This is a genomic window from Diaphorobacter sp. LR2014-1 (assembly GCF_002916785.1).
Classification (GTDB): Bacteria; Pseudomonadota; Gammaproteobacteria; order Burkholderiales; family Burkholderiaceae_C; genus Diaphorobacter; species Diaphorobacter nitroreducens.
The window spans coordinates 41,290-63,272 of sequence record NZ_MTBE01000007.1; the positions used below are offsets into that span (position 1 = coordinate 41,290).

Annotated in this window: 18 protein-coding genes; 6 read left to right on the top strand and 12 right to left on the bottom strand. The window is 67.1% G+C overall.

The features are described 5' to 3' along the window. Positions 1–43: 43 nt before the first annotated feature. The 11 genes from BV908_RS07930 to serA form a co-directional block, all read right to left on the bottom strand. The gene (locus tag BV908_RS07930) at positions 44–667 is read right to left on the bottom strand and encodes a DUF502 domain-containing protein (protein ID WP_011804317.1); all 624 of its coding nucleotides are present in this window, start codon (positions 665–667) and stop codon (positions 44–46) included. Between the two features lie 15 nt (positions 668–682). Then, positions 683–955, bottom strand: a complete 273-nt coding sequence (locus BV908_RS07935) for an FmdB family zinc ribbon protein (protein ID WP_012655780.1) — start codon at positions 953–955, stop codon at positions 683–685. A gap of 75 nt (positions 956–1,030) precedes the next feature. Further along, positions 1,031–2,482, bottom strand: coding sequence for a sodium:solute symporter family protein (locus tag BV908_RS07940; protein WP_012655779.1), 1,452 nt, complete (start codon positions 2,480–2,482; stop codon positions 1,031–1,033). A gap of 35 nt (positions 2,483–2,517) precedes the next feature. Next, entirely contained in the window at positions 2,518–4,083 is a 1,566-nt protein-coding gene (gene ubiB, locus BV908_RS07945) for a ubiquinone biosynthesis regulatory protein kinase UbiB (protein WP_103737779.1), read from the bottom strand. Continuing rightward, positions 4,080–4,658, bottom strand: a complete 579-nt coding sequence (locus BV908_RS07950; RefSeq protein WP_103737780.1) for a hypothetical protein — start codon at positions 4,656–4,658, stop codon at positions 4,080–4,082. Before BV908_RS07950 ends, ubiB begins: the two co-directional genes overlap by 4 nt. Before the next feature lie 80 nt (positions 4,659–4,738). Beyond that, positions 4,739–5,746: a Tim44-like domain-containing protein gene (locus tag BV908_RS07955; protein ID WP_011804312.1), complete on the bottom strand. Its 1,008-nt coding sequence runs from the start codon at positions 5,744–5,746 to the stop codon at positions 4,739–4,741. A 38-nt stretch (positions 5,747–5,784) separates the two neighbouring features. Then, positions 5,785–6,516, bottom strand: a complete 732-nt coding sequence (ubiE, locus tag BV908_RS07960; RefSeq protein ID WP_012655775.1) for a bifunctional demethylmenaquinone methyltransferase/2-methoxy-6-polyprenyl-1,4-benzoquinol methylase UbiE — start codon at positions 6,514–6,516, stop codon at positions 5,785–5,787. A gap of 124 nt (positions 6,517–6,640) precedes the next feature. Continuing rightward, positions 6,641–7,057, bottom strand: a complete 417-nt coding sequence (locus BV908_RS07965) for a DUF971 domain-containing protein (RefSeq protein ID WP_103737781.1) — start codon at positions 7,055–7,057, stop codon at positions 6,641–6,643. Between the two features lie 163 nt (positions 7,058–7,220). After that, complete coding sequence (locus tag BV908_RS07970) at positions 7,221–7,688, bottom strand: HIT family protein (RefSeq protein WP_041836196.1); 468 nt, start codon at positions 7,686–7,688, stop codon at positions 7,221–7,223. Between the two features lie 20 nt (positions 7,689–7,708). Then, the gene (locus BV908_RS07975) at positions 7,709–11,632 is read right to left on the bottom strand and encodes an FAD/FMN-binding oxidoreductase (protein WP_103737782.1); all 3,924 of its coding nucleotides are present in this window, start codon (positions 11,630–11,632) and stop codon (positions 7,709–7,711) included. Positions 11,633–11,824: 192 nt separating this feature from the next. Further along, positions 11,825–13,054, bottom strand: coding sequence for a phosphoglycerate dehydrogenase (serA, locus tag BV908_RS07980; RefSeq protein ID WP_041835901.1), 1,230 nt, complete (start codon positions 13,052–13,054; stop codon positions 11,825–11,827). 311 nt (positions 13,055–13,365) lie between these two features. On the opposite strand from serA, the gene ugpB reads away from it, so the two are divergent. The 6 genes from ugpB to BV908_RS08010 all read left to right on the top strand — a co-directional run bounded on the left by ugpB (position 13,366) and on the right by BV908_RS08010 (position 21,009). After that, positions 13,366–14,679: a sn-glycerol-3-phosphate ABC transporter substrate-binding protein UgpB gene (gene ugpB / locus BV908_RS07985; protein WP_103737783.1), complete on the top strand. Its 1,314-nt coding sequence runs from the start codon at positions 13,366–13,368 to the stop codon at positions 14,677–14,679. A gap of 130 nt (positions 14,680–14,809) precedes the next feature. After that, entirely contained in the window at positions 14,810–15,691 is an 882-nt protein-coding gene (gene ugpA, locus BV908_RS07990; protein WP_103737784.1) for a sn-glycerol-3-phosphate ABC transporter permease UgpA, read from the top strand. A gap of 2 nt (positions 15,692–15,693) precedes the next feature. Beyond that, entirely contained in the window at positions 15,694–16,542 is an 849-nt protein-coding gene (gene ugpE, locus BV908_RS07995; RefSeq protein WP_103737785.1) for a sn-glycerol-3-phosphate ABC transporter permease UgpE, read from the top strand. Positions 16,543–16,605: 63 nt separating this feature from the next. Continuing rightward, positions 16,606–17,613, top strand: coding sequence for a sn-glycerol-3-phosphate import ATP-binding protein UgpC (locus BV908_RS08000; RefSeq protein WP_012655768.1), 1,008 nt, complete (start codon positions 16,606–16,608; stop codon positions 17,611–17,613). 25 nt (positions 17,614–17,638) lie between these two features. After that, positions 17,639–18,388 (top strand): glycerophosphodiester phosphodiesterase, encoded by a 750-nt coding sequence (ugpQ, locus tag BV908_RS08005; protein WP_012655767.1) that lies wholly within the window; start codon positions 17,639–17,641, stop codon positions 18,386–18,388. Positions 18,389–18,486: 98 nt separating this feature from the next. Then, on the top strand, positions 18,487–21,009 hold the full coding sequence (locus BV908_RS08010; RefSeq protein WP_103737786.1) for a DUF3772 domain-containing protein: 2,523 nt from the start codon (positions 18,487–18,489) through the stop codon (positions 21,007–21,009). Between the two features lie 72 nt (positions 21,010–21,081). On the opposite strand, the gene BV908_RS08015 is transcribed toward BV908_RS08010, so the two are convergent. Next, the gene (locus tag BV908_RS08015) at positions 21,082–21,975 is read right to left on the bottom strand and encodes an N-formylglutamate amidohydrolase (RefSeq protein ID WP_103737787.1); all 894 of its coding nucleotides are present in this window, start codon (positions 21,973–21,975) and stop codon (positions 21,082–21,084) included. Positions 21,976–21,983: the final 8 nt, after the last annotated feature.

The following is a 21,983-nucleotide window of genomic DNA, read 5'->3' on the forward strand; positions in this document are numbered from 1 at the left end:
CACCCACTCGGCGCACAGGCACGGGCGGGCGACGACGGTTTTCTTATGGAGCGGGTTCCGTGGCAACGGGGTCGGGTGGCGACACCACCCCCATCGACACAATGTACTTGAGGGCCGCATCGATGCTCATGTCCAGCTCGATGCAGTCGCTCCTGCGCATGAGCACGAAGTACCCGCCCGTGGGATTGGGCGTGGTGGGCACGTAGACGCTCACATACTCGTCACGCAGGTAAGCCGCCACCTCGCCGCTGGGCGCGCCGGTGATGAAGGCCACCGTCCACACCCCCTCGCGCGGCCACTGCACCAGCACGGCGGTGCGAAAGGCGTTGCCGCTTTCAGAGAACAGCGTGTCGGAAACCTGCTTGACACTGGAGTAGATCGAACGCACCACGGGAATGCGGCTGACCAGGCGGTCGCCCCACTCCACCAGCTTGCGCCCCGCGAAGTTGCTCGCCAAGGCCCCCACCACCAGCAGGATGCTGAGCGTGAGCAGCACCCCGAAGCCCGGGATGTGAAAGCCCAGCAGTTTGTCCGGCTGCCAAGAGCCCGGCAGGATGGCGAGGGTCTGATCCAGGGTGCTCACGATCCAGCTCAACACCCATGCGGTGATGACGCCGGGCACGATGACCAGCAGACCCGTGAACAGCCACTTGCGCAAGGCAGCCATGCGAGTTATCCGAGGTTAGGAGTCAGAAGTGGCCGTAGCGCTTGCTGGAGCAGCGCTGGCAGCTTCTGTTTTAGGAGCGTCCGATGCCGCAGCAGGCGCACTGGCACGGCCGCTGAAATCGGTGGCATACCAGCCCGTGCCCTTGAGTTGAAAGCCCGCGGCCGTCAGCTGCTTGGAAAAAGCCGGCGCACCGCAGGACGGGCAGACGGTGAGCGGCGCGTCGGAGATTTTTTGCAGCACGTCCTTGGCATGGCCGCAGGAACCGCATCGATAGGCGTAAATAGGCATTACGAAGAAGTGCGAAGAATGTGCAAAACCTTCAATTATAGGCATGCACCCCAGGCCGCACCGTGCGCCCGTGCGTCACTCCACCCCCACCACCCGGTGGTGCGGCGCATGGGAATTGCGCACCACCTGCGGCGCAAGCGAACCGGCAACCATGCCGACCATGGCTGCCAGCAGGCCGGCGAGTTGCTGGGGGAACGCCTCATGCAGCGCGGGGGTGACCATGAACACCAGCCACACGCCAATGCCCAGCGCCACCGCGCACAGCGCGCCTTGCGTGTTGGCACGCTTCCAGTACAGGCCGAATACCAGCGGCACGAACGCCCCCACCAGCGGCACTTGGTAGGCGCTGGACACCAGCTCGTAAATGGGCGTGCCTTCCATCTTGATGGAATAGGCCAGCACACCCACCGCGAACACCAGCACACTGATGCGCATGGCCAGCAGGTTCTCGCGGTCGCTGATCTTTTCAGGGCGGAACTGCCGCCAGATGTTCTCGGTGAAGGTGACGCTGGGCGCCAGCAGTGTGGCCGAGGCGCAGGACTTGATGGCCGACAGTAGCGCACCGAAGAACAGCACCTGCATGACGAGCGGCATCTTGTCCATCACCAGTGTGGGCAGCACCTTCTGCGGGTCATCCTTGAGCAGTTCGGCCGTCTCCTGCGGCATGATCAGCAGCGCGCTAGCCACGAGGAACATGGGCACGAAGGCGAAGAAGATGTAGGCCGTACCGCCGATCACCGTGCCATGCGTGGCGGCACGCTCGGTATTGGCCGACATGACGCGCTGGAACACATCCTGCTGCGGGATGGAGCCCAGCATCATGGTGATGGCGGCACCGAAGAAGAAGATGATCTCGTGCCAGGTGGGTTCGGGCCAGAACTGAAACAGGTCGCGGCTGGTGGCCAGCTCGATCACCTTGCCCGCGCCCCCCGCCATGTCGCTGGCGAACCAGGCCAGCACCACCAGGCCGACCACCAGAATGATCATCTGGATGAAATCGGTCACCGCCACCGACCACATGCCACCCCACAGCGTGTAGACCAGGATGGACAGCACGCCGATGGCCATGCCCATCGGGATGCTCACCGCACCGCCGGACAGCAGGTTGAACACCAGCCCCAGCGCCGTGACCTGCGCCGACACCCAGCCCAGGTAGCTGAGCATGATGATGAGCGAGCAGATCACCTCCACTGCGCGGCCGTAGCGCTCGCGGTAGTAGTCGCTGATGGTCAGCAGTGTCATGCGGTAGAGCTTGGCCGCGAAGAACAACCCCACCAGAATCAAGCACATGCCGGCGCCGAACGGGTCTTCCACCACGGCCTTGAGCCCGCCTTCGATGAACTTGGCGGGCACGCCCAGCACGATCTCGGAGCCGAACCACGTGGCGAACGTGGTGGTGATGATCATGTACATGGGCAGGTGGCGCCCGGCAATCGCGAAATCAGCCGTGTTCTTCACCCGTTGGGCAGCCCACAAGCCAATGCCGATGGTGACAAACAGGTAGGCAATCACCATGAAGAGCAACACGCTGGTACTCCTGAGGAATGAGAGAGGGAAGGAAGTTAGAAGATGCGCACGCGCACGAAGAGCTGCATGACCAGCAGCCCCAGCACGAAGCCCAGGCCGCCATAGATGATGCTTTGCAGCAGCCGGTTGGTGCGCTTCTGGGTGGCCAGCAGTTCCTGCAGATCGACCCGGTTGTCATGGGGCCGCTGGCGCAGGAAGTCGTGGAGCAGGCGTGGCAGGTCAGGCAGGATCTTGGCGTAGTGCGGCGCCTCGGCACGCAGCTCGCGCCACAGGCGTTGGGGACCCAGCTGATCGAGCATCCACTTCTCCAGGAAGGGCTTGGCCGTGCTCCACAGGTCCAGGTCGGGGTCCAACTGCCGGCCCAGCCCTTCGATGTTGAGCAAGGTTTTTTGCAGCAGCACCAGCTGCGGCTGGATCTCCACCTGGAAGCGCCGCGAGGTCTGGAACAGCCGCAGCAGCACCATGCCCAAAGAGATTTCCTTGAGCGGCCGGTCGAAATACGGCTCGCACACGGTGCGGATAGCGGCTTCCAGTTCGTTCACGCGGGTATGGCCGGGAACCCAACCGCTTTCGATGTGCAGTTCGGCCACGCGCTTGTAGTCGCGCCTGAAAAAAGCCGTGAAGTTCTGCGCAAGGTATTCCTTGTCGAACTCGGTCAGCGTCCCGACGATGCCAAAGTCCAGCGAGATGTAGCGGCCGAAGGTCTCGGGCGCCAGGCTCACCTGGATGTTGCCGGGATGCATGTCGGCATGAAAGAACCCGTCGCGGAACACCTGGGTGAAGAAGATGGTCACGCCGTCGCGGGCCAGCTTGGGAATGTCCACGCCCGCGCTGCGCAGGCGCTCCACCTGGTTGATGGGCACGCCCTTCATGCGCTCCATCACCAACACTTCGGCATGGCAGAAATCCCAGAACACCTCCGGGATGAGCACCAGATCCAGCCCCTGCATGTTGCGGCGCAGCTGCGCCGCGTTGGCCGCCTCGCGCACCAAATCGAGTTCGTCGTGCAGGTAGTTGTCGAACTCCGCCACGACCTCGCGGGGCTTGAGACGCTTGCCGTCGGCGGACAGGCTTTCCACCCACCCGGCCATCATGCGCATGAGCGCCAAATCTTTGTCGATCACCGGCAGCATGCCGGGGCGCAGCACCTTCACGGCGACTTCACGCGCGTGCCCCTGGCGGTCACGGATCACCGCGAAGTGCACCTGCGCGATGGACGCGCTGGCCACGGGCTGCCGGTCGAACGAGACGAACACCTCGCCGATCGGGCGGCGAAATGCGCGCTCGATGGTGGCGATCGCCACATCAGGGTCGAACGGCGGCACACGATCCTGCAGCAGCGCCAGCTCGTCCGCAATGTCCGGCGGCATGAGGTCGCGGCGCGTGGACAGGACCTGCCCGAACTTCACGAAAATCGGACCCAGGCTCTCCAAGGCCTCGCGCAGCCGCTGGCCGCGCGGCGCGTCCAGCTTGCGACCGAAGGTGATGACCCGCGTGACGGCGCGCAGCCACGGCTGCCGGAAGGTCGACAGCACCAGTTCGTCGAGTCCATAGCGCAGCACCACCCAGACGATGGTGATGCCGCGGGCAAAGCGGCTCATGGCGGGGAGCGGTCCGACAACTCGCCCGCTGCGGGCGCGGGCGCCTGGCCGCCGGGCACGCGTGCGCCCACGAAGCTGCGCAACGCCTGCACGGCGCGCCCCACGACGGATGCCACGGCGCGGGCCGGGGCGTCGCCGATCACGCGCGCCATGTCTTCCTCGACATCCCAGCGCACATGGTCCACCAGCCAATTGATCTCGGCCGCGAACTGCACGTCGCCTTCGATGCGGATGGTGGGCTTGTCGCCGCGCAGCGCACTGCCGGCCAGCGACAGCGGAGAGGTCTCGGACACTTCCAGCCGGAGGTCGGCCACGGCCTCTGCAGGCGCGAGATCGAACAGCCCGGCGGGCGTCACCTGCAGCGCCATCGAGAAGATGCGCCACTGCACGCGCGCAACGCGGCCGCGCTGGCGTGCCAGACGGTCCATGGCTTCCCGCTCCTGCATCAGCACATGGTTGAGGAACAGCACCGTGCGGTGCTGCACCTCATGCACCAGCCACGCGGGCGGCAGGGGGCCAGACATGACGCGTTCGAAGAGCCCGTCCAGGAAAGAAAAAGGGGACCGTGTTGCCATAGTCCCCGATTATTCCCCGAACTGGGCGCAGCGCAGCAGGCTTTTTCGCCGTGCGCCGCCCGGTTCCAGCGGCGCCATGCTTACTGCAGCGCCTGCACGCCCGCAACCAGCCAGCCGCTGGCGCCGTTCTTGGGCTTGGTCATGTTCCAGACCTCGCGGAACGGGCTCGGGCCGGCCGAAGGCTCCTCGCGGATCATGCCGGAGAACTCCACGCTGGCCATGTAGCCGTCGCCCAGGTCCTCGATGCCCAGCAGTTGCGCCTCGAGCATGATCACATCGGTCTGATTGGGCTGCTGGTCGCCGCGGTGCGATTCGCGCTCGTTGAGCTGCGTGCGAATCTCGTCAACCATGCTGTCGGTCATCATGGAGCGCAGCGTGGCGACGTCCGAGCGATCCCATGCGGCCTGCAGCGTGGTGAAGTTGCGCTTGGCGGCCGACAGGAAGCCTTCGGTGTCGAAGCCGGCCGGCACGCCCCAGTTCTGCGAACCCGACAGCGCCGAGCCGATGATCCCGCCGGTAGCGGCAGCGGCCGGCGCCTGGAAGGCCATCCCGCCGCGCTCCCACGGGCGCGCGGACGCGTCGTTACCCACCTTGTCCGGGCTGTACTGGCGCGGCATGCGCGCATCTGCGGCGGGCGCGGAACCCGCGCCCTGGAAGGCGAAGGGCGAGGCGTTCACCGGTGCGCCCGCGGATTTGCGCGCACGCATGACCATGCCGACCACCACCATGACCACCAGTGCCAGCAGGGCGATCAGCAGGAACTGGCCGAACTCTGCGCCCAGGCCCAGCGAGCTGGCCAGCCAGGCCAGGCCCAGGCCCGCGGCCAGGCCGCCCAGCATGGCGCCCCAAGGCTTCCTGGGGGCGGCTGCGGCGGTATTGGGCGCCGCGGCGGGCTTGGCCGCAGTGGTGCCTGCCGCCGCATTCTGCGTGGGTGCGGCAGGAGCGGCGGGGGGCGTCGCAGCGTCGCGCTGGGTCACGTTGCTGGACTGCTTGCCGATGGATTTGCCGCCCCCGAGACGGCGCGCATCCGCATCCAGATGCACGACCGCCAACATGGCGACCAAGACCACTGACCACAGTTTCATCATGGCTTCTCCGAAATATCGATAGTTTTCAATGAACTCTTTCAGCACTTGATTCCAACATGCAAGGCGACGATGCCGCCAGTCATGTTGTGATAGTCCACATGCCCAAAGCCACTTTGCTGCATGAGGGATTTGAGCTCTTCCTGGCCCGGGTGCATGCGGATGGACTCGGCCAGGTAGCGGTAGCTCGAATCGTCACCCGCCACCAGCTTGCCCAGTCGCGGCAACACCTGGAACGAATACCAGTCATAGGCCTTTTCCAGCGGCTTGGCCACGCGGGAAAACTCCAGCACCAGCAGCCGGCCGCGCGGCTTGAGCACGCGGCACATCTCGCGCAGCGCAGCGTCCTTGTGCGTCATGTTGCGCAGGCCGAAGGCCACGCTCACCAGGTCGAAGTGGTTGTCAGGAAACGGCAGGTGCTCGGCATCGCACACCGTCGTGGGCAGCACCACGCCTTCGTTGATCAGCCGGTCGCGTCCCACGCGCAGCATGGCCTCATTGATGTCGGTATGCACGACGCGGCCCGTGGCGCCCACTTTCTTGGAAAAGGCCAGCGACAGGTCGCCCGTGCCGCCCGCGATGTCCAGCACCTGGTCGCCCTCGCGCAGGTTGGCCACCATGACGGTGTAGGCCTTCCAGGCGCGGTGCAACCCGGCCGACATCAGGTCGTTCATCAGGTCGTACTTGGGCGCGACAGAATCGAACACGCCGCGCACGTGGCGCGCCTTGTCCTCTTCCTGAACCGACTGGAATCCGAAATGCGTGGTACTCATACCACGATGCTAAGCGCCCACTGACCATGCGTACAGCGGCAACCCCGCATGCGCCTAGGTCATCTGTCGCTATTTAGGCTAAAGCGTGGCGCGGCGCGGCCACGCGGGCGGGCCGTGCTGCGCCTCAATGCCCGCCGCAGCCGTGGCCGCCGGCCTTGGGCGCCATGGGTGCATCACGGTCCACGCCGGCGGCGGCCAGCCGCTCGACATAGTCTGCCCACAGCGCCTGCTCGTCACGGCCCAGTTCGTACAGGTAGTCCCACGAGAAGATGCCGCTGTCGTGCCCGTCGGAGAAGGCGGGCTGCACGGCGTAGTTGCCTACCGGCTCCAGCCGCGTCAACGTGACGTCGCGTTTTCCGGTCTGCAGCACCTGCTGGCCCGGCCCATGGCCCTGCACTTCGGCCGAGGGGGAATACACGCGCATCAGCTCGAACGGGATGCGAAAGTGTGCGCCGTCGGAAAACGTCACCTCCAGCACGCGCGACTGCTCGTGCACCGTGATGGATTGGGGCATGGGCGCGCCCGCCGTCAGACCTGCCATGGATTTCACCTGCGCAATGAAAAGGAATGAACACCGGCGGCGGAGACCGCGCACCGCCGCCCTGCCGCTATTGTCCGCCGCCGGAGCCAAGGCGGCGCGATGCGAGCCAAATCAGCCCCCAGCGCCCAAGGGGAAAGCGCTGGCAGCTATCAATTGATGAGCATCACTGCTCACCCAGGTCGGCCCAGCGCTCCAGGCGCTCGCGCATCAGCGCGTGCAGTGCGGGCAAGCGCTCGGCCACCAGCGTCTCGCGCGCGGTGTCGCACTCGCGCTGGGGGTGCGCCCAGACGGGTGCGGGGAAGTGGCTGTCCCACTCGTAGCGCGCGATCACGTGCCAGTGCAGGTGCGGCACCACGTTGCCCAGGCTGGCCAGGTTGATCTTGGCCGGCGCCAGTTGCTCGCGCAGCGCCTGCTCTACCAGCGTCACGGCCTCCATGCAGTGTTGGCGGTCGGCGGGGGAGAGGTCCGAGAACTCCGCCACATGGTCCGCCCAGATCACGCGGTAGAAGGCTGGAAAGCCGGCCTCCTGCGCATGGATCACGCGCAGCTTGGCGCCGCGCCAGACCAACGCACCCGCGTCGGAGTCACACAGGGGGCACGCGCCAGCACCACCCGTGGAAGGCGCGGACATGCCGGGCATGGCGGCCTGGCTCATACCAGCACCCGCTCGATGCCGCCGGCGTTGGCGCGTTGCACGTACTCGGGCAGCCAGTTCTCGCCCAGGATCTGCTTGGCCATCTCGATGACGATGTAATCGGCTTCCAGCAGGCCGGTGGACAGGTCGTCCTGGTAGCGCGAGATGCCCTGCAGGCAGCTGGGGCAGCTGGTCAGGATCTTGATGTTGTCCTGCGCGCCCACCGCGCCGCTGGAACGCAAGGCCGCCTCGCCCTTGCGGATTTCCTCGGTCTTGCGAAAGCGCACCTGGGTGGAAACATCGGGGCGCGTCACGCCGAGCGTGCCCGACTCGCCGCAGCAGCGGTCGCTCCTGAGCACCTTGTCGCCCACCAGGGCGCGCACGGTCTTCATCGAGTCGCCCTGCTTCATCGGGTTGTGGCAGGGCTCGTGGTACAGGTAGCCGCCCTGCCCCGCGGGCAGGGTGATGCCCTTTTCCAGCAGGTATTCGTGGATGTCGATGATGCGGCTGCCGGGGAAGATCTTGTCGAACTGGTAGCCCTGCAGCTGGTCGTAGCAGGTGCCGCACGAGACCACCACGGTCTTGATGTCCAGGTAGTTCAGCGTGGTGGCCACGCGGTGGAACAGCACCCGGTTGTCGGTGATCATCTTCTCGGCCTTGTCGAACTGGCCGCTGCCGCGCTGCGGATAGCCGCAGCACAGGTAGCCCGGCGGCAGCACGGTCTGCACGCCGGCGTGCCAGAGCATGGCCTGCGTGGCCAGTCCCACTTGGCTGAACAGGCGCTCGGAGCCGCAGCCGGGGAAGTAGAACACCGCCTCCGTGTCGGCCGACGTGGCGGCCGGGTTGCGGATGATGGGCACGTAGTCCTTGTCCTCGATGTCCAGCAGCGCGCGCGCCGTCTTGGTGGGCAGGCCGCCGGGCAGCTTCTTGTTCACGAAGTGGATCACTTGCTCCTTGACCGGCGCCGTGCCCACGGTAGCGGGTGGGTGCGCGGTCTGCTTGCGGCTCACGCTTCGCAGCACGTCCACGGCCATGCGCTGGGCCTTGAAGCCTACGTTGACCATGCCCGCGCGCAGCAGCTTGATGGTGTCGGGGTTGGTGGCGTTGAGCATCGCCATGGCCATCTTGTTGCCGGGGCGGAAGCTTTTCTTGCCCATCTTGCGCAGCAGGTTGCGCATGTTCATGGTCACGTCGCCGAAGTCGATCTTGACCGGGCACGGCGAGTAGCACTTGTGGCACACGGTGCAGTGGTCGGCCACGTCCTCGAACTCCTGCCAGTGCTGGATGCTGACGCCGCGGCGCGTCTGCTCCTCGTAGAGGAACGCTTCGGCCAGCAGCGAGGTGGCCAGGATCTTGTTGCGCGGGCTGTACAGCAGGTTGGCGCGCGGCACGTGGGTGGAGCACACGGGCTTGCACTTGCCGCAGCGCAGGCAGTCCTTCACGCTGGCAACGATGTCGCCGATGTCGCTCTGCTGCATGATCAGCGACTCGTGCCCCATCAGCCCGAAGCTGGGCGTGTAGGCATTGGTCAGGTCCGCGAACATCAGCGAGGTGCGCGAGCCTTTGTGCGCCAAATGGGCCTGCAGTGCTTGCCCGTCCTGCGCGAGCAGCTCCTGATTGCGTAGCAGCTTGCCGCGGTTGAAGCGGCCTTGCGGGTCCACCTTGCGCTTGTACTCGGCGAACGGCGCCAGTTCCTCGTCGGTCAAAAACTCCAGCTTGGTGATGCCGATGCCGTGCTCGCCCGAGATCACGCCACCCAGGCTGCGCGCCAGCACCATGATGCGCGCCACCGCCTCGTGTGCGGTCTGCAGCATGGCGTAGTTGTCGCTGTGCACGGGGATGTTGGTGTGCACGTTGCCGTCGCCGGCGTGCATGTGCAGCGCCACCCACACCCGGCCCTTGAGCACGCGCTTTTGCACGTCGCCCAGCGCCTGCATCAGCGGCTCGAAGTCGCTGCCGGTGAAGATGTTGCGCAGCGGATCGCGGATCTGCGTCTTCCAGCTGGCCCGCAGGCGGTGGTCCTGCAGCTGGGGGAACAGTTCTTCCACGCGCTGCAGCCAGTCCTGCCAGAGCGCGCGCGTCTCGCGCACCAGGGCCAGGGCCAGGGCCAGCTTTTCCTCCAGCAGCTCGGGCGAAGGCGGCTCGCCGCCTGCCTCGGGCTTGCCCAGCGGCAGGTTGCCGCGCGCGAGGAACTCCTCCAGCGCGTCGGCCAGCTCGATCTTGTTGCGCAGGCTGAGTTCGATGTTGATGCGCTCGATGCCGTCGGTGTACTCGGCCATGCGCGGCAGCGGGATCACCACGTCTTCGTTGATCTTGAAGGCGTTGGTGTGGCGGCTGATGGCGGCCGTCTTCTTGCGGTCGGCCCAGAACTTCTTGCGGGCCTCGGCGCTCACCGCCGTGAAGCCCTCGCCGCTGCGGCTGTTGGCGATGCGCACCACCTCGGCGGTGGCGCGGGCCACGGCGTCGGGGTCGTCGCCCACGATGTCGCCCACCAGCAGCATCTTGGGCAGTCCGCCGCGCTTGGACTTGGTGGTGTAGCCCACGGCGCGCAGGTAGCGGTCGTCCAGGTGCTCCAGGCCCGCCAGCAGCACGCCGCTGCGCTTTTGCTCGGCGAACATGAAGTCCTTGATCTCCACGATGCTGGGCACGGCGTCCTTGGCGTTGCCAAAGAACTCCAGGCACACGGTGCGCGTGTGCTCGGGCATACGGTGCACGATCCAGCGCGCGCTGGTGATCAGGCCGTCGGTGCCTTCCTTTTGCACACCGGGCAGGCCGCTGAGGAACTTGTCCGTCACGTCCTTGCCCAGGCCCTCCTTGCGGAAGGTCTTGCCGGGGATGTCCAGGCGCTCGGTGCGGATCGGCGTCTTGCCGTCGGCCTGGAAGTACTGCAGCTCGAAGCTGGCGACGTCTGCGTCGTGGATCTTGCCCAGGTTGTGCCCCACGCGCGTGACCTCCAGCCACTGCCCTTCAGGCGTGACCATGCGCCAGCTGGCCAGGTTGTCCAGCGCCGTGCCCCACAGCACGGCCTTCTTGCCACCCGCGTTCATGGCGATGTTGCCGCCGACGCACGAAGCCTCGGCGCTGGTCGGGTCCACGGCGAACACGAAGCCGGCGGCCTCGGCCGCGTCGGCCACGCGCTGGGTGACCACGCCGGCCTCGGTCCAGATGGTGGCCACCTCGGCGTCCAGGCCCGGCAGGTGGCGCATCTGCACCTCGGTCATGGCCTCGAGCTTTTCGGTGTTGATGACGGCGCTGCGCCAGGTGAGCGGAATGGCGCCGCCCGTGTAGCCGGTGCCGCCCCCGCGCGGGATGATGGTCAGCTCCAGCTCGATGCAGGCCTTGACCAGCGCGGCCATCTCGGCCTCGGTGTCGGGCGTGAGCACCACGAACGGGTATTCCACGCGCCAGTCGGTCGCATCGGTCACGTGCGACACGCGCGACAGGCCGTCGAACTTGATGTTGTCCTTGGCGGTGTGGCGGCCCAGGCGGCGCGCCACCTTCTTGCGCAGGTCGCTGGCCTCGACCAGCGTGGCGTCGAACTCGTCGATGGCGCGGCGCGCTGCGTCCACCAGCACGCCCACGCGGCGGTCGCGCTCGGCGTCTTCCTGCGGCAGACGGCGCTTTTCGATCTCGGCCATGCGGTGCTGCAGCGCATCCACCAGCAGCTTGCGCCGGGCGGGGTTGTGCAGCAGGTCGTCTTGCAGGTAGGGGTTGCGCTGCACGGCCCAGATGTCGCCCAGCACTTCGTACAGCATGCGGGCGGATCGGCCCGTGCGGCGCTCGCGGCGCAACTGGTCCAACACATCCCAGGCGGAGGCGCCCAGCAGGCGGATCACGATTTCCCGGTCGGAAAACGAGGTGTAGTTGTACGGAATTTCGCGCAAACGGGCAGGCTCGGCGCCTTGCGTCTGCAGGGCGGCCAGCGCAATCGGAACATTCATGGGATCAACCTGGGTTGGGCGTGCAGGGCGCCCTCGTGCCTCGGGGTCGGGATTTTAAGCCAGTGCCCGTTACCGCACTGTCCTGCCCGCAGAGCCCCGCCGCTGGCGCGGGGCGGCCAAGGACGGGCAAGAGCCAAATCAGGCCCCAGCGCCCGTCCATTCAGCGCAAGCAGCTATTAAAACAATAGCTATTTAATACAGCACGCGGCTGCGGATGGTGCCGGGCACCTGGGCCAGCTTCTCCAGCGCCAGGTCGGACGAGCGCGCGTCGAGGTCGATCACCACATAGCCGATCTTCTCGTTGGTCTGCAGGTACTGCGCCGCGATGTTGATGTGGTTGTCCGACAGGATGCTGTTGATCTGCGAGAGCACGCCCGGCACGTTGTGGTGCACATGCAGCAGGCGGTGCTTGCCGGCATGCTCGGGCAGCGCCACCTCGGGGAAGTTGACCGACGAGGTGCTGGTGCCGTTGTCGCTGTACCTGACAAGCTTTTCCGCCACCTCCAGGCCGATGTTGGCCTGCGCCTCCATGGTGGAGCCGCCGATGTGGGGCGTAAGGAGGGCGTTGTCCAGCCCGCGCAGCGGCGAGACGAACTCGTCCTTGTTGCTCTTGGGCTCCACCGGGAACACGTCCACGGCCGCGCCCAGCAAGTTGCCGCCCTTCAGCGCCTGGGCCAGGGGGTCGATCTCCACCACCGTGCCGCGCGAGGCGTTGATGAGGATGCCGCCCGGCTTCATGGCCGCGATCTCGGCGGCGCCAATCATCCACTGGGTGGAAGGCAGCTCAGGCACGTGCAGGGTCACGATGTCGGCCTGGCCCAGCAGCTCGTGCAGCGAACCCACCTGGCGCGCATTGCCCAGCGGCAGCTTGTGCACCACGTCGTGGAAGATCACGTGCATGCCCAGCGCCTCGGCCAGCACCGACAGCTGGGTGCCGATGGAGCCGTAGCCCACGATGCCCAGCGTCTTGCCGCGGATCTCGTAGGCGTTCGTGGCGCTCTTGAGCCAGCCGCCGCGGTGGGCCGCGGCGTTCTTCTCGGGCACGCCGCGCAGCAGCAGGATGGCCTCGGCCAGCACCAGCTCGGCCACGGAGCGGGTGTTGGAATACGGCGCATTGAACACGGCGATGCCGCGCTCGCGCGCAGCGTTCAGGTCTACCTGGTTGGTGCCGATGCAAAAGCACCCCACGGCCACGAGCTTGTGCGCATGCGCGAACACGTCCGCCGTGAGCTGCGTGCGCGAGCGGATGCCAATGAAGTGCACGTCGGCGATCTTGCGGCGCAGCTCCTCGCCCTCCAGCGCCCCGGCCAGCACCTCGACCTGCGTATACCCCGCGGACCGCAACACTTCCACCGCAGAGGGATGGATGCCCTCCAGCAACAGGAACTTGATCTTGCTTTTATCCAGGGAAGTCTTGGCCATGGCGTGCAAATTGAGAAGAGATGAAAACACCCAGGCGGCGCGCGCCGCTGGACAGGAGAGGGGATCATTGTGCAATGCACAAATCCCTGTCGGCATCCATGCGATAGCCCGCGGCGGCCCATGCATGCCCCCGCCGCGGCCGGATGTTTGTCACAACACCGTCATGCCAGTGACACAATTCGTCACCCAAGCGCCGCGGGGTTTACCCCGTTGCTGCGCTTTTTGCAGTGTGCGAGAACGACACATTCCTGTCACGGAACGCGACCACCATCGCCGCTTTCCTGCCTATCGTCTATCAACGAGGAGTATTCATGCAGATCAAACACTTGGCGCTGGCCGCCGCAGTGGCCGCCACCAGCCTGGCCGCACAAGCTCAAACAGAGATCCAGTGGTGGCACTCCATGACGGCTGTCAACAACGAGTGGGTCAATGACCTGGCCAAGCAGTTCAACGAGGGCCAGAAGGAGTACAAGGTCATCCCTACCTTCAAGGGGTCGTATGACGAAAGCATGACGGCCGCGATCGCCGCGTTCCGCTCGGGCAATGCACCGCACGTCCTGCAGGTGTTCGAGGTGGGTACGGCCACGATGATGGCCAGCAAGGGCGCCACGGTACCCGTGGGCAAGGTGATGAAGGACGCGGGCGCTGCCTTCGACCCGAGCGCGTACATCCCCGCCGTGGCTGCGTACTACACCGACCCCAACGGCCAGATGCTGAGCTTCCCGTTCAACAGCTCCACAACCATCTTTTATTACAACAAGGACGCCTTCAAGAAGGCCGGCCTGAACCCCGACAAGGCTCCCGCCACCTGGCCCGAAGTGTTCGAGGCTGCCAAGAAGCTCAAGGCCAGCGGCCACAGCTGCCCCATGACGCTGGCCTGGATGGGCTGGACGCAGCTCGAATCGTTCTCCGCCTGGCACAACGTGGAGTTCGCCACCGAGAAGAACGGCCTGTCGCCCAACGGCTACAAGGCCCGCATGAAGATCAATTCGCCGCTGCACGTGCGCCACATCGACAACCTGTCGCAGGCCGCCAAGGCGGGCGAGTTCGTCTACAAGGGCCGCGGCTCGGCGGCCCAGGCGTCGTTCACCTCGGGTGAGTGCGCCATGATCCAGACGTCGTCGGGCTTCTACGGCGACGTGGCCAAGAACGCCAAGTTCGCCTACGGCCTGGCGCCCCTGCCCTACTACCCCGACGTGAAGGGTGCACCGCAAAACACCGTGATCGGCGGCGCATCGCTGTGGGTCATGGCCGGCAAGAAGCCCGCCGAATACAAGGGCGTGGCCAAGTTCTTCGAGTTCCTGTCCGACACCAAGGTGCAGGCCGCCAGCCACCAGCGCACGGGCTACCTGCCCATCACCATGGGCGCGTATGAGCTGACCGACAAGTCCGGTTTCTACGCCAAGCACCCCGGCACCGACACGGCCGTGAACCAGATGGTGCGCAAGGTGACCGACAACTCGCGCGGCATCCGCCTGGGCAACTATGTGCAGATCCGCACCATTGAGGACGAAGAACTCGAACAGGTGTGGGCCGGCAAAAAGACGGCCAAGGAAGCCCTGGACTCCATCGTGAGCCGCGGCAACGAACTGCTGGCGCGCTTCGAGCGCTCGTACAAGAAGTAAGCCCTGTCATCCGTGACGGGCGAGGCGTTCCCATGAACGCCCCTTCGGTCAGCGGCCCCTGCCTGGGGGCCGCTTTTCCTTTTCCCGCTGGTGCAGCCTTGCGCCAGCGGTTTTCTCGTTTGTGAACGTCATGGAAAAACGCGTACTTTTCCGCTCGGCGTGGCTGCCCTGGGTGTTGATCGCCCCGCAGTTGCTCATCATCGGCATCTTCTTCTTCCTGCCCGCGGGCCAGGCCATCCTGCAGTCCTTCCAGATGGAAGACGCGTTTGGCATGAGCACCGAGTGGGTGGGGCTGGACAATTTCAAGCAGCTTATCGACGATCCGTCCTATCTGGAATCCTTCCAGCGCACGGCGTTGTTCTCGGTGCTGGTGGCGGGCATCGGCATCGTGGTGTCGCTGGCGTTGGCCATCTTCGCGGACCGCATCGTGCGCTTTGCCATGGTCTACAAGACCCTGCTCATCGTGCCCTATGCCGTGGCCCCGGTGATCGCGGGCGTGCTGTGGGTGTTCTTGTTCTCGCCCTCCATCGGCGTGGTGACCTACTACCTGGGTGAGCTGGGCTACGGCTGGAACCACATGATGAACGACAACCAGGCCATGACGCTGATCGTCATCGCCTCGGTGTGGAAGCAGATCTCCTACAACTTCCTGTTCTTCCTGGCGGGCCTGCAGTCGATTCCGAAGGCGCTGATCGAGGCGGCCTCCATCGACGGCGCGGGTGCATGGCGGCGCTTCTGGAACATCCAGCTGCCGCTCTTGTCGCCCACCACGTTCTTCCTGCTGGTGATCAACATCGTGTACGCCTTCTTTGACACCTTCGGCATCATCGACGCGGCCACGCAGGGCGGGCCGGGGCAGTCCACGTCCATCCTCGTCTACAAGGTGTACCAGGACGGTTTCAAGGCGCTGGACCTCGGCGGCTCGGCGGCGCAGTCCGTGATCCTGATGCTGATCGTCATCGCGCTCACCGTGGTGCAGTTCCGCTACGTCGAGAAGAAAGTGCAGTACTGACCATGATCGACCGTAACCCCTGGCTCAATTTCATTTCGCACGCCGTGCTGGTCCTCGGCGTGGCCATCGTGGCCTTCCCGCTGTACCTGGCGCTGGTGGCCTCCACCCACACGGCGGATGCCATCGTGCAGTCGCCCATGCCGCTGCTGCCGGGCAGCCACCTGTGGGAGAACTACCAGGCCGCGCTGTTCGGCTCGGGCAAGCTGGGCTCCAACACCAACGTGGTGCACATGATGTGGGTGAGCTTCGTGGTGGCCATGGTCATCACCGTGGGCAAGATCGCCATCTCGCTGCTGTCGGCGTTCGCCATCGTGTACTTCCGCTTCCCGTTCAAGATGCTGTGCTTCTGGGCCATCTTCGTGACGCTGATGCTGCCGGTGGAAGTGCGCATCCTGCCCACCTACAAGGTGGTGGCAGACCTGGGCCTGCTCAACAGCTACGCCGGCCTCACGCTGCCGCTGATCGCCTCGGCCACCGCCACGTTCCTGTTCCGCCAGTTCTTCCTGACGGTGCCCGACGAGCTGGTGGAGGCCGCGCGCATCGACGGCGCCCGGCCCATGCGTTTTTTCAAGGACGTGCTGGTGCCGCTGTCGCGCACCTCGATCGCGGCGCTGTTCGTGATCCAGTTCATCTACGGCTGGAACCAGTACCTGTGGCCGCTGCTGATGACCACCTCCGAAGACATGTACCCGGTGGTGATCGGCATCAAGCGCATGCTGGCCGGCGGCGAGGCCGCCGTGGACTGGAACATCGTGATGGCCACCGCCATCGTCGCCATGCTGCCGCCCACGGCCGTGGTGATCCTGATGCAGAAGTGGTTCGTCAAGGGCCTGGTCGACACCGAGAAATAAACATCCAAACCGGCTGTAGCGCCCACCCTTCAAGCGCAAACAGCTATTGATTAAATAGCACATATGGCATCCCTTACCCTCACCAACGTCGTCAAGCACTACGGCAGCGGCAAGCAGATCGTGCCCGTGATCCACGGCGTCAACGCCGAGATCCGGGACGGCGAGTTCATCGTCATCGTCGGCCCCTCGGGCTGCGGCAAATCCACCCTGCTGCGCATGGTGGCCGGCCTGGAGGAAATCACCGGCGGCACCATCGCCATCGGCGAGCGCGTGGTCAACAACCTGGAGCCCGCCAGGCGCGACATCGCCATGGTGTTCCAGAACTACGCCCTGTACCCGCACATGAGCGTGTTCGACAACATGGCCTACGGCCTGAAGATCGCCAAGGTGGCCAAGGACGAGATCAAGGCGCGCGTGGACAAGGCCGCCAAGATCCTCGAACTGGGCCACCTGCTGGAGCGCAAGCCGCGCCAGCTCTCGGGCGGCCAGCGCCAGCGCGTGGCCATGGGCCGCGCCATCGTGCGCCAGCCCCAGGTATTCCTGTTCGACGAGCCGCTGTCCAACCTGGACGCCAAGCTGCGCGCGCAGACCCGTATCGAAATCCAGAAGCTGCACCGCGAACTGGGCATCACCAGCCTGTTCGTGACCCACGACCAGGTGGAGGCCATGACGCTCGCGCAGCGCATGATCGTCATGAACGCCGGCAACATGGAGCAGTTCGGCACGCCCGAGGAGGTCTACCACACACCGGCCTCCACCTTCGTGGCCAGCTTCATCGGCTCGCCGCCGATGAACCTGCTCAACCACGCGCCGGGCGCCCAGCCCGGCACCACGCTGGGCATCCGCCCCGAGCACCTGGACATCACCGCCGACGGCGGCTGGGCCGTGCAGGTAGAGACGGTGGAGCTGCTGGGCGCCGAGCGCCTGGTGTATGGCCGCGTGGGCGACGAGCAGCTCATCGTGCGCATCGAGGAAGGCGCCCCCGCGCCACAGCCGGGCGACACCATCCACGTCACGCCGCGCGCCCACCGCCTGCACACCTTCGATGCCGGCACCGGCAAGCGCCTGTAGCACCCGACCGCCTGGAGCACCGCGCATGACGACACCTTCCGCCTGGCCCTACCCCCGCTGGATCGCCCACCGCGGCGCCGGCAAGCTGGCGCCCGAGAACACGCTGGCCGCCTTCCGCCTGGGCGCGCAGCACGGCTACCGCATGTTCGAGTGCGACGCCAAGCTAAGCAGCGACGGCGTGGCCTTCCTGCTGCACGACGCCACGCTGGAGCGCACCACCAACGGCCACGGCACCGCAGGCGATCAGCCCTGGGGCACGCTGGCCCAGCTGGACGCCGGTGCCTGGCATTCGCGCACGTACGCGGGCGAGCCGCTGCCCACGCTGGAGCACCTGGCGCGCTGGTGCATCGCCAACGGCCACTTCCTCAACATCGAGATCAAGCCCACGCCCGGTACCGAAGCCGAAACCGGCCGCGCCGTGGCCGCGCTGGCGGCACGCCTGTGGCACGGCCAGAGCGTGCCACCGCTGCTCACCTCGTTCAAACCGCAGGCGCTGGCCGGCGCGCGCGAGACCGCGCCGCATCTGCCCCGCGGCCTGCTGCTGGACCAACTGCATGACGGCTGGCTGGACACCGCGCGCCAGTGGGGCTGCGTGGCCGTGGTCTGCAACCATGCGCTGTGGAGCGCCGCCACCGTGGCCGAAGTGCACCTGGCCGGCATGCGCGCCCTGAGCTACACCGTGAACGACGACTGGGCCGCCCAGCGGCTGCTGGCGCTGCACACCGACGGCATCATCACCGACCGCGTGGACCTGTTCAGCCCCGCCGGGGCCTGACGCGGCGCCACCCGTCCACGCCGGCGGGCGGTGCCGGGCACGCCGCTCGCGCTGCCGTCTGGCAAGGCCGGGGCCGCTCGGCAGCGGACAATGCGCGCATGCATCGCCTTTCCCGCACCGGCGCGCGCCCGCTGCGCCGCCGTCTCCCCCCGCAGAGCGCACGCCACCTTTGGCAGTGGTTGGTACTGGCCTGCTGCCTGTGGCTGGGCGGCACGCCCGCCCTTGCCCAGACCCGGCCCGCTGCGGCCCCCGCCTCCGCCGCGGCCAGCGCGGTGGACACGCTGGGTGAGGACAACGCCCCCCTGCCCTCGGTGGATGAACTGCGCAAGCAGCTCGACGCCATTCCCGCAAAGCTCGGCGAGGAGGACGACGGCCGCAAGCTGCTGACCGAGCTGGCCGCCATCGGCACCGTGGCCGAGCGCGTGGTCGCCCAGCGCACCAGAGACCTGGCGGACCTGGACCGCCGCCTGGAAGGCCTGGGCCCCACGCCCGAAAAGGGCGCACCCGCGGATGCGCCCGACGTGGCCGAGCAGCGCACCGCGCTGAACAAGCAGCGCGGCGTGATCGATGCGGAACTCAAGCTCGCCCGCCTGGTGGCCGTGGATGCCGAGCAGCGCAGCGCGGAGATCGGGCGCCAGCGGCGAGCGCTATTCCAGGCGGCCCTCACAACGCGCGTCGATTCGCCACTGGCCCCCGCCTTCTGGCGCAGCCTGCGCTACGCCGCGCCCGGCGACAGTGCGCGGCTGCAGGCGCTGGGCGCCAACCTGCGCCGCGCCGTGCAGGCCACGCTGGACTCGCCGCGCCGCGGCACCTTCCTGGGTTACCTGGCCCTGGCCGTCGCCCTCGCCGTGGGGGGCACCTGGCTGGCGGAGCGTGTGCTGGTGCGCGCGCTGCCCGCGCGGCTGCCGGCCACCCGGCTGCGGCGCACGCTGCTGGCGGCGGCGGCGGTGGTGGCGAACGTGCTGATCGTCAGCGCTGCGCTGCAACTCGCGTGGAGCGGGGTCAAGCTCGGCGGCGTGCTGGACGAGGACGTGCGCGCCGTGCAGCAGGCCAGCCTGCGTGCCGCGGCCTACGCCACCTTCGTTATCACGCTGGGGCACGCACTGCTGTCGCGCCGGCGCAGTTCCTGGCGGCTGCTGCCCATCTCCGACGCGCTCGCCCGCCGGCTCAGCCCCTTCCCGTGGTGGATCGGGGCACTGTCGGCGCTGGGCGGGCTGGCCACACAGGTCAACGCCATCGTGGGCGCCAGCCTGGCGGCCGAAGTGCTGGTGCACGCCGTGTCCGCGGTGTTGCTGTCGGTGACGGTGGCCGTCGCGCTGGGCCGGCTGCGGGCAACGCCCCAGGCAGCGGACGCGGCCGATAGCGCCACCGACGCGGCGCCCGCGGAGAAGGCGGGCCGCCCCCTCTGGGTGGGGTTGATCCTGGCCAGCGCGGGCCTTGCCGCGGCCGCGGCCGCGCTGGCCGTGCTGCTGGGCTTCGTGGCGCTGGGCGGCACGCTGGCGCGGCAGATGGTGTGGTCGGGCGTGGTGTTTGCCACCACCTATCTGCTGATGCAGTTGGTGGACGACCTGTGCGACGCGTTGCTCTCCTCCCACGGCGGCCTGGGCGCGCGCATCCACGCCGCGCTGGCCATCGACGCCCAGTTGCTGGACCAGGCCGCGGTGCTGCTGGCCGGCGTGCTGCGTGTGGCGCTGTTCTTCTACATGGCGATCGCGCTGATGGCGCCGCTGGGCACCAACCCGGACGAGCTGTTCCGCCGCGGCAGCAAGCTGGACCACAGCCTGCAGATCGGCGACTTCACGCTGGCGCCCCAGGCACTGCTCACGGCGCTGGCGGTGATCTGCGCGGGCTTCCTGGCGATACGCATCGTCAAGCGCTGGCTCAGCGACCGCTACTTCCCCCACACATCGCTGGAGCCGGGCATGCGCAGCTCCATCGTCACGCTGCTGGGCTACGTGGGCGGCGTGGTGGTGATCGCCGTGGCGCTGGCGGGCCTGGGCATCAGCGTGGAGCGCATCGCCTGGGTGGCGAGCGCGCTGTCGGTGGGGATCGGCTTCGGCCTGCAGGCCATCGTGCAGAACTTCATCTCGGGCCTGATCCTGCTGGCCGAGCGGCCGGTGAAGGTGGGCGACTGGGTGGTGCTGGGCGACACCGAGGGCGACGTGCGCCGCGTGAACGTGCGCGCCACCGAGATCCAGCTGGGCGACCGCTCCACGGTGATCGTGCCCAACTCGGAATTCATCACCAAGACCGTGCGCAACATGACGCTGGGCAGCGCCCAGGGCCGGGTGCTGCTGCGCCTGCCCGCACCGCTGGACACCGACGCGCGGCGCATGCGCGAGCTGATCCTGCAGGCCTTTCATGCGCACGAGGACATCCTGGAGAGCCCCGCGCCATCGGTGACGCTGGAAGGCATCCAGAGCGGCACGCTCACCTTCCTGGCGATCGGCTACGTGAGCAGCCCGCGCAACGCGGGAGGCGTGCGCAGCGACGTGCTGTTCGCCATCCTGGAGGCGCTGCGCGACGCGGGCCTATCGCTATCGCCTCCAGCCACCACCTCGGTGGCGCAGGCGCCGCGCGACGCCGCCCAGGAAGCGCCGCCGCTGTCGGAGCGCGTCTGAACGGCGCCCGATTCGCTCCTGTTTCAATAGCTGCTAGCGCTTATCAGACAAGCGCTACAGGCCAATTTTGCTTCAAACCGACAGCTGCGACCGCACATAGCCCGCCACCACTCCCAGCAACTGGTCCAGGTGCTGCTGAAGCGGTGCAAAGCCGGCGTTGGGCGCACGCGTGTCCTCGTCCATGTACACCGGGCGGCGGATCTCGATCTGCAGGCTGTGGCGCCCCAGGTGCGGCTGGCCGATGCGGCCGATCAGCTCCACGCCCTTGTAGGGCTCGTTCAGCGCCACGCTGTAGCCAAAGCCGCGCAGCTGCTCGGCGATCAGGTGCACGAACTCGGGCGCGCAGGTGGTGCCGTCGCGGTCGCCCAGCACGAAGTCGGCCAGCGGCGGCGCGTCCGTGCGGCCCAGGCGCCGGTACACGTCATTGGGCATCGAATGCAAATTCAGGTGCCACACGCGGCCAAAGCGCTGCACGCTCGCGTCGATCGCCTGCTGCAGCTGCGCATGGTAGGGACGCCAGTAGCCCTCGATGCGCCGCTGCACCTCGGCCACCGTGCGCGCACGCGCATACAGCGGCGTGGCCACGCCGTCCTTGCTGATCTGCTGCCAGACCAGGCCCAGGCCCTGGCGCGTCTTGGGGCCGGGGGCGAGCGGCACGGGCCACGCGCCGTCGATCTGCGCGGGATCCAGGTCGTTGTCGGCACGGTTCACGTCGATGTAGGTGCGCGGGAAGGTCGCGGCGATCAGCGTGGCACCGTGCGCGGGCGCGGTATGCCAGAGGCGGTGCACGTGCGTGTCCTCGCCGCGGCGCAGCAGCGCCAGCGGCACGGCGTGGCCGAAATCGTCGGGGTAGGCCGTGCCGCTGTGGGGCGAGTCGCACACCAGCGGCAGCGGCTGCCCCGTGGGTTGCCAGACCTCGACCGGGGTGTCCGGCCTGGGGCTCAGGTCGTCATGCAACGCTGTCAAAGGCGCAC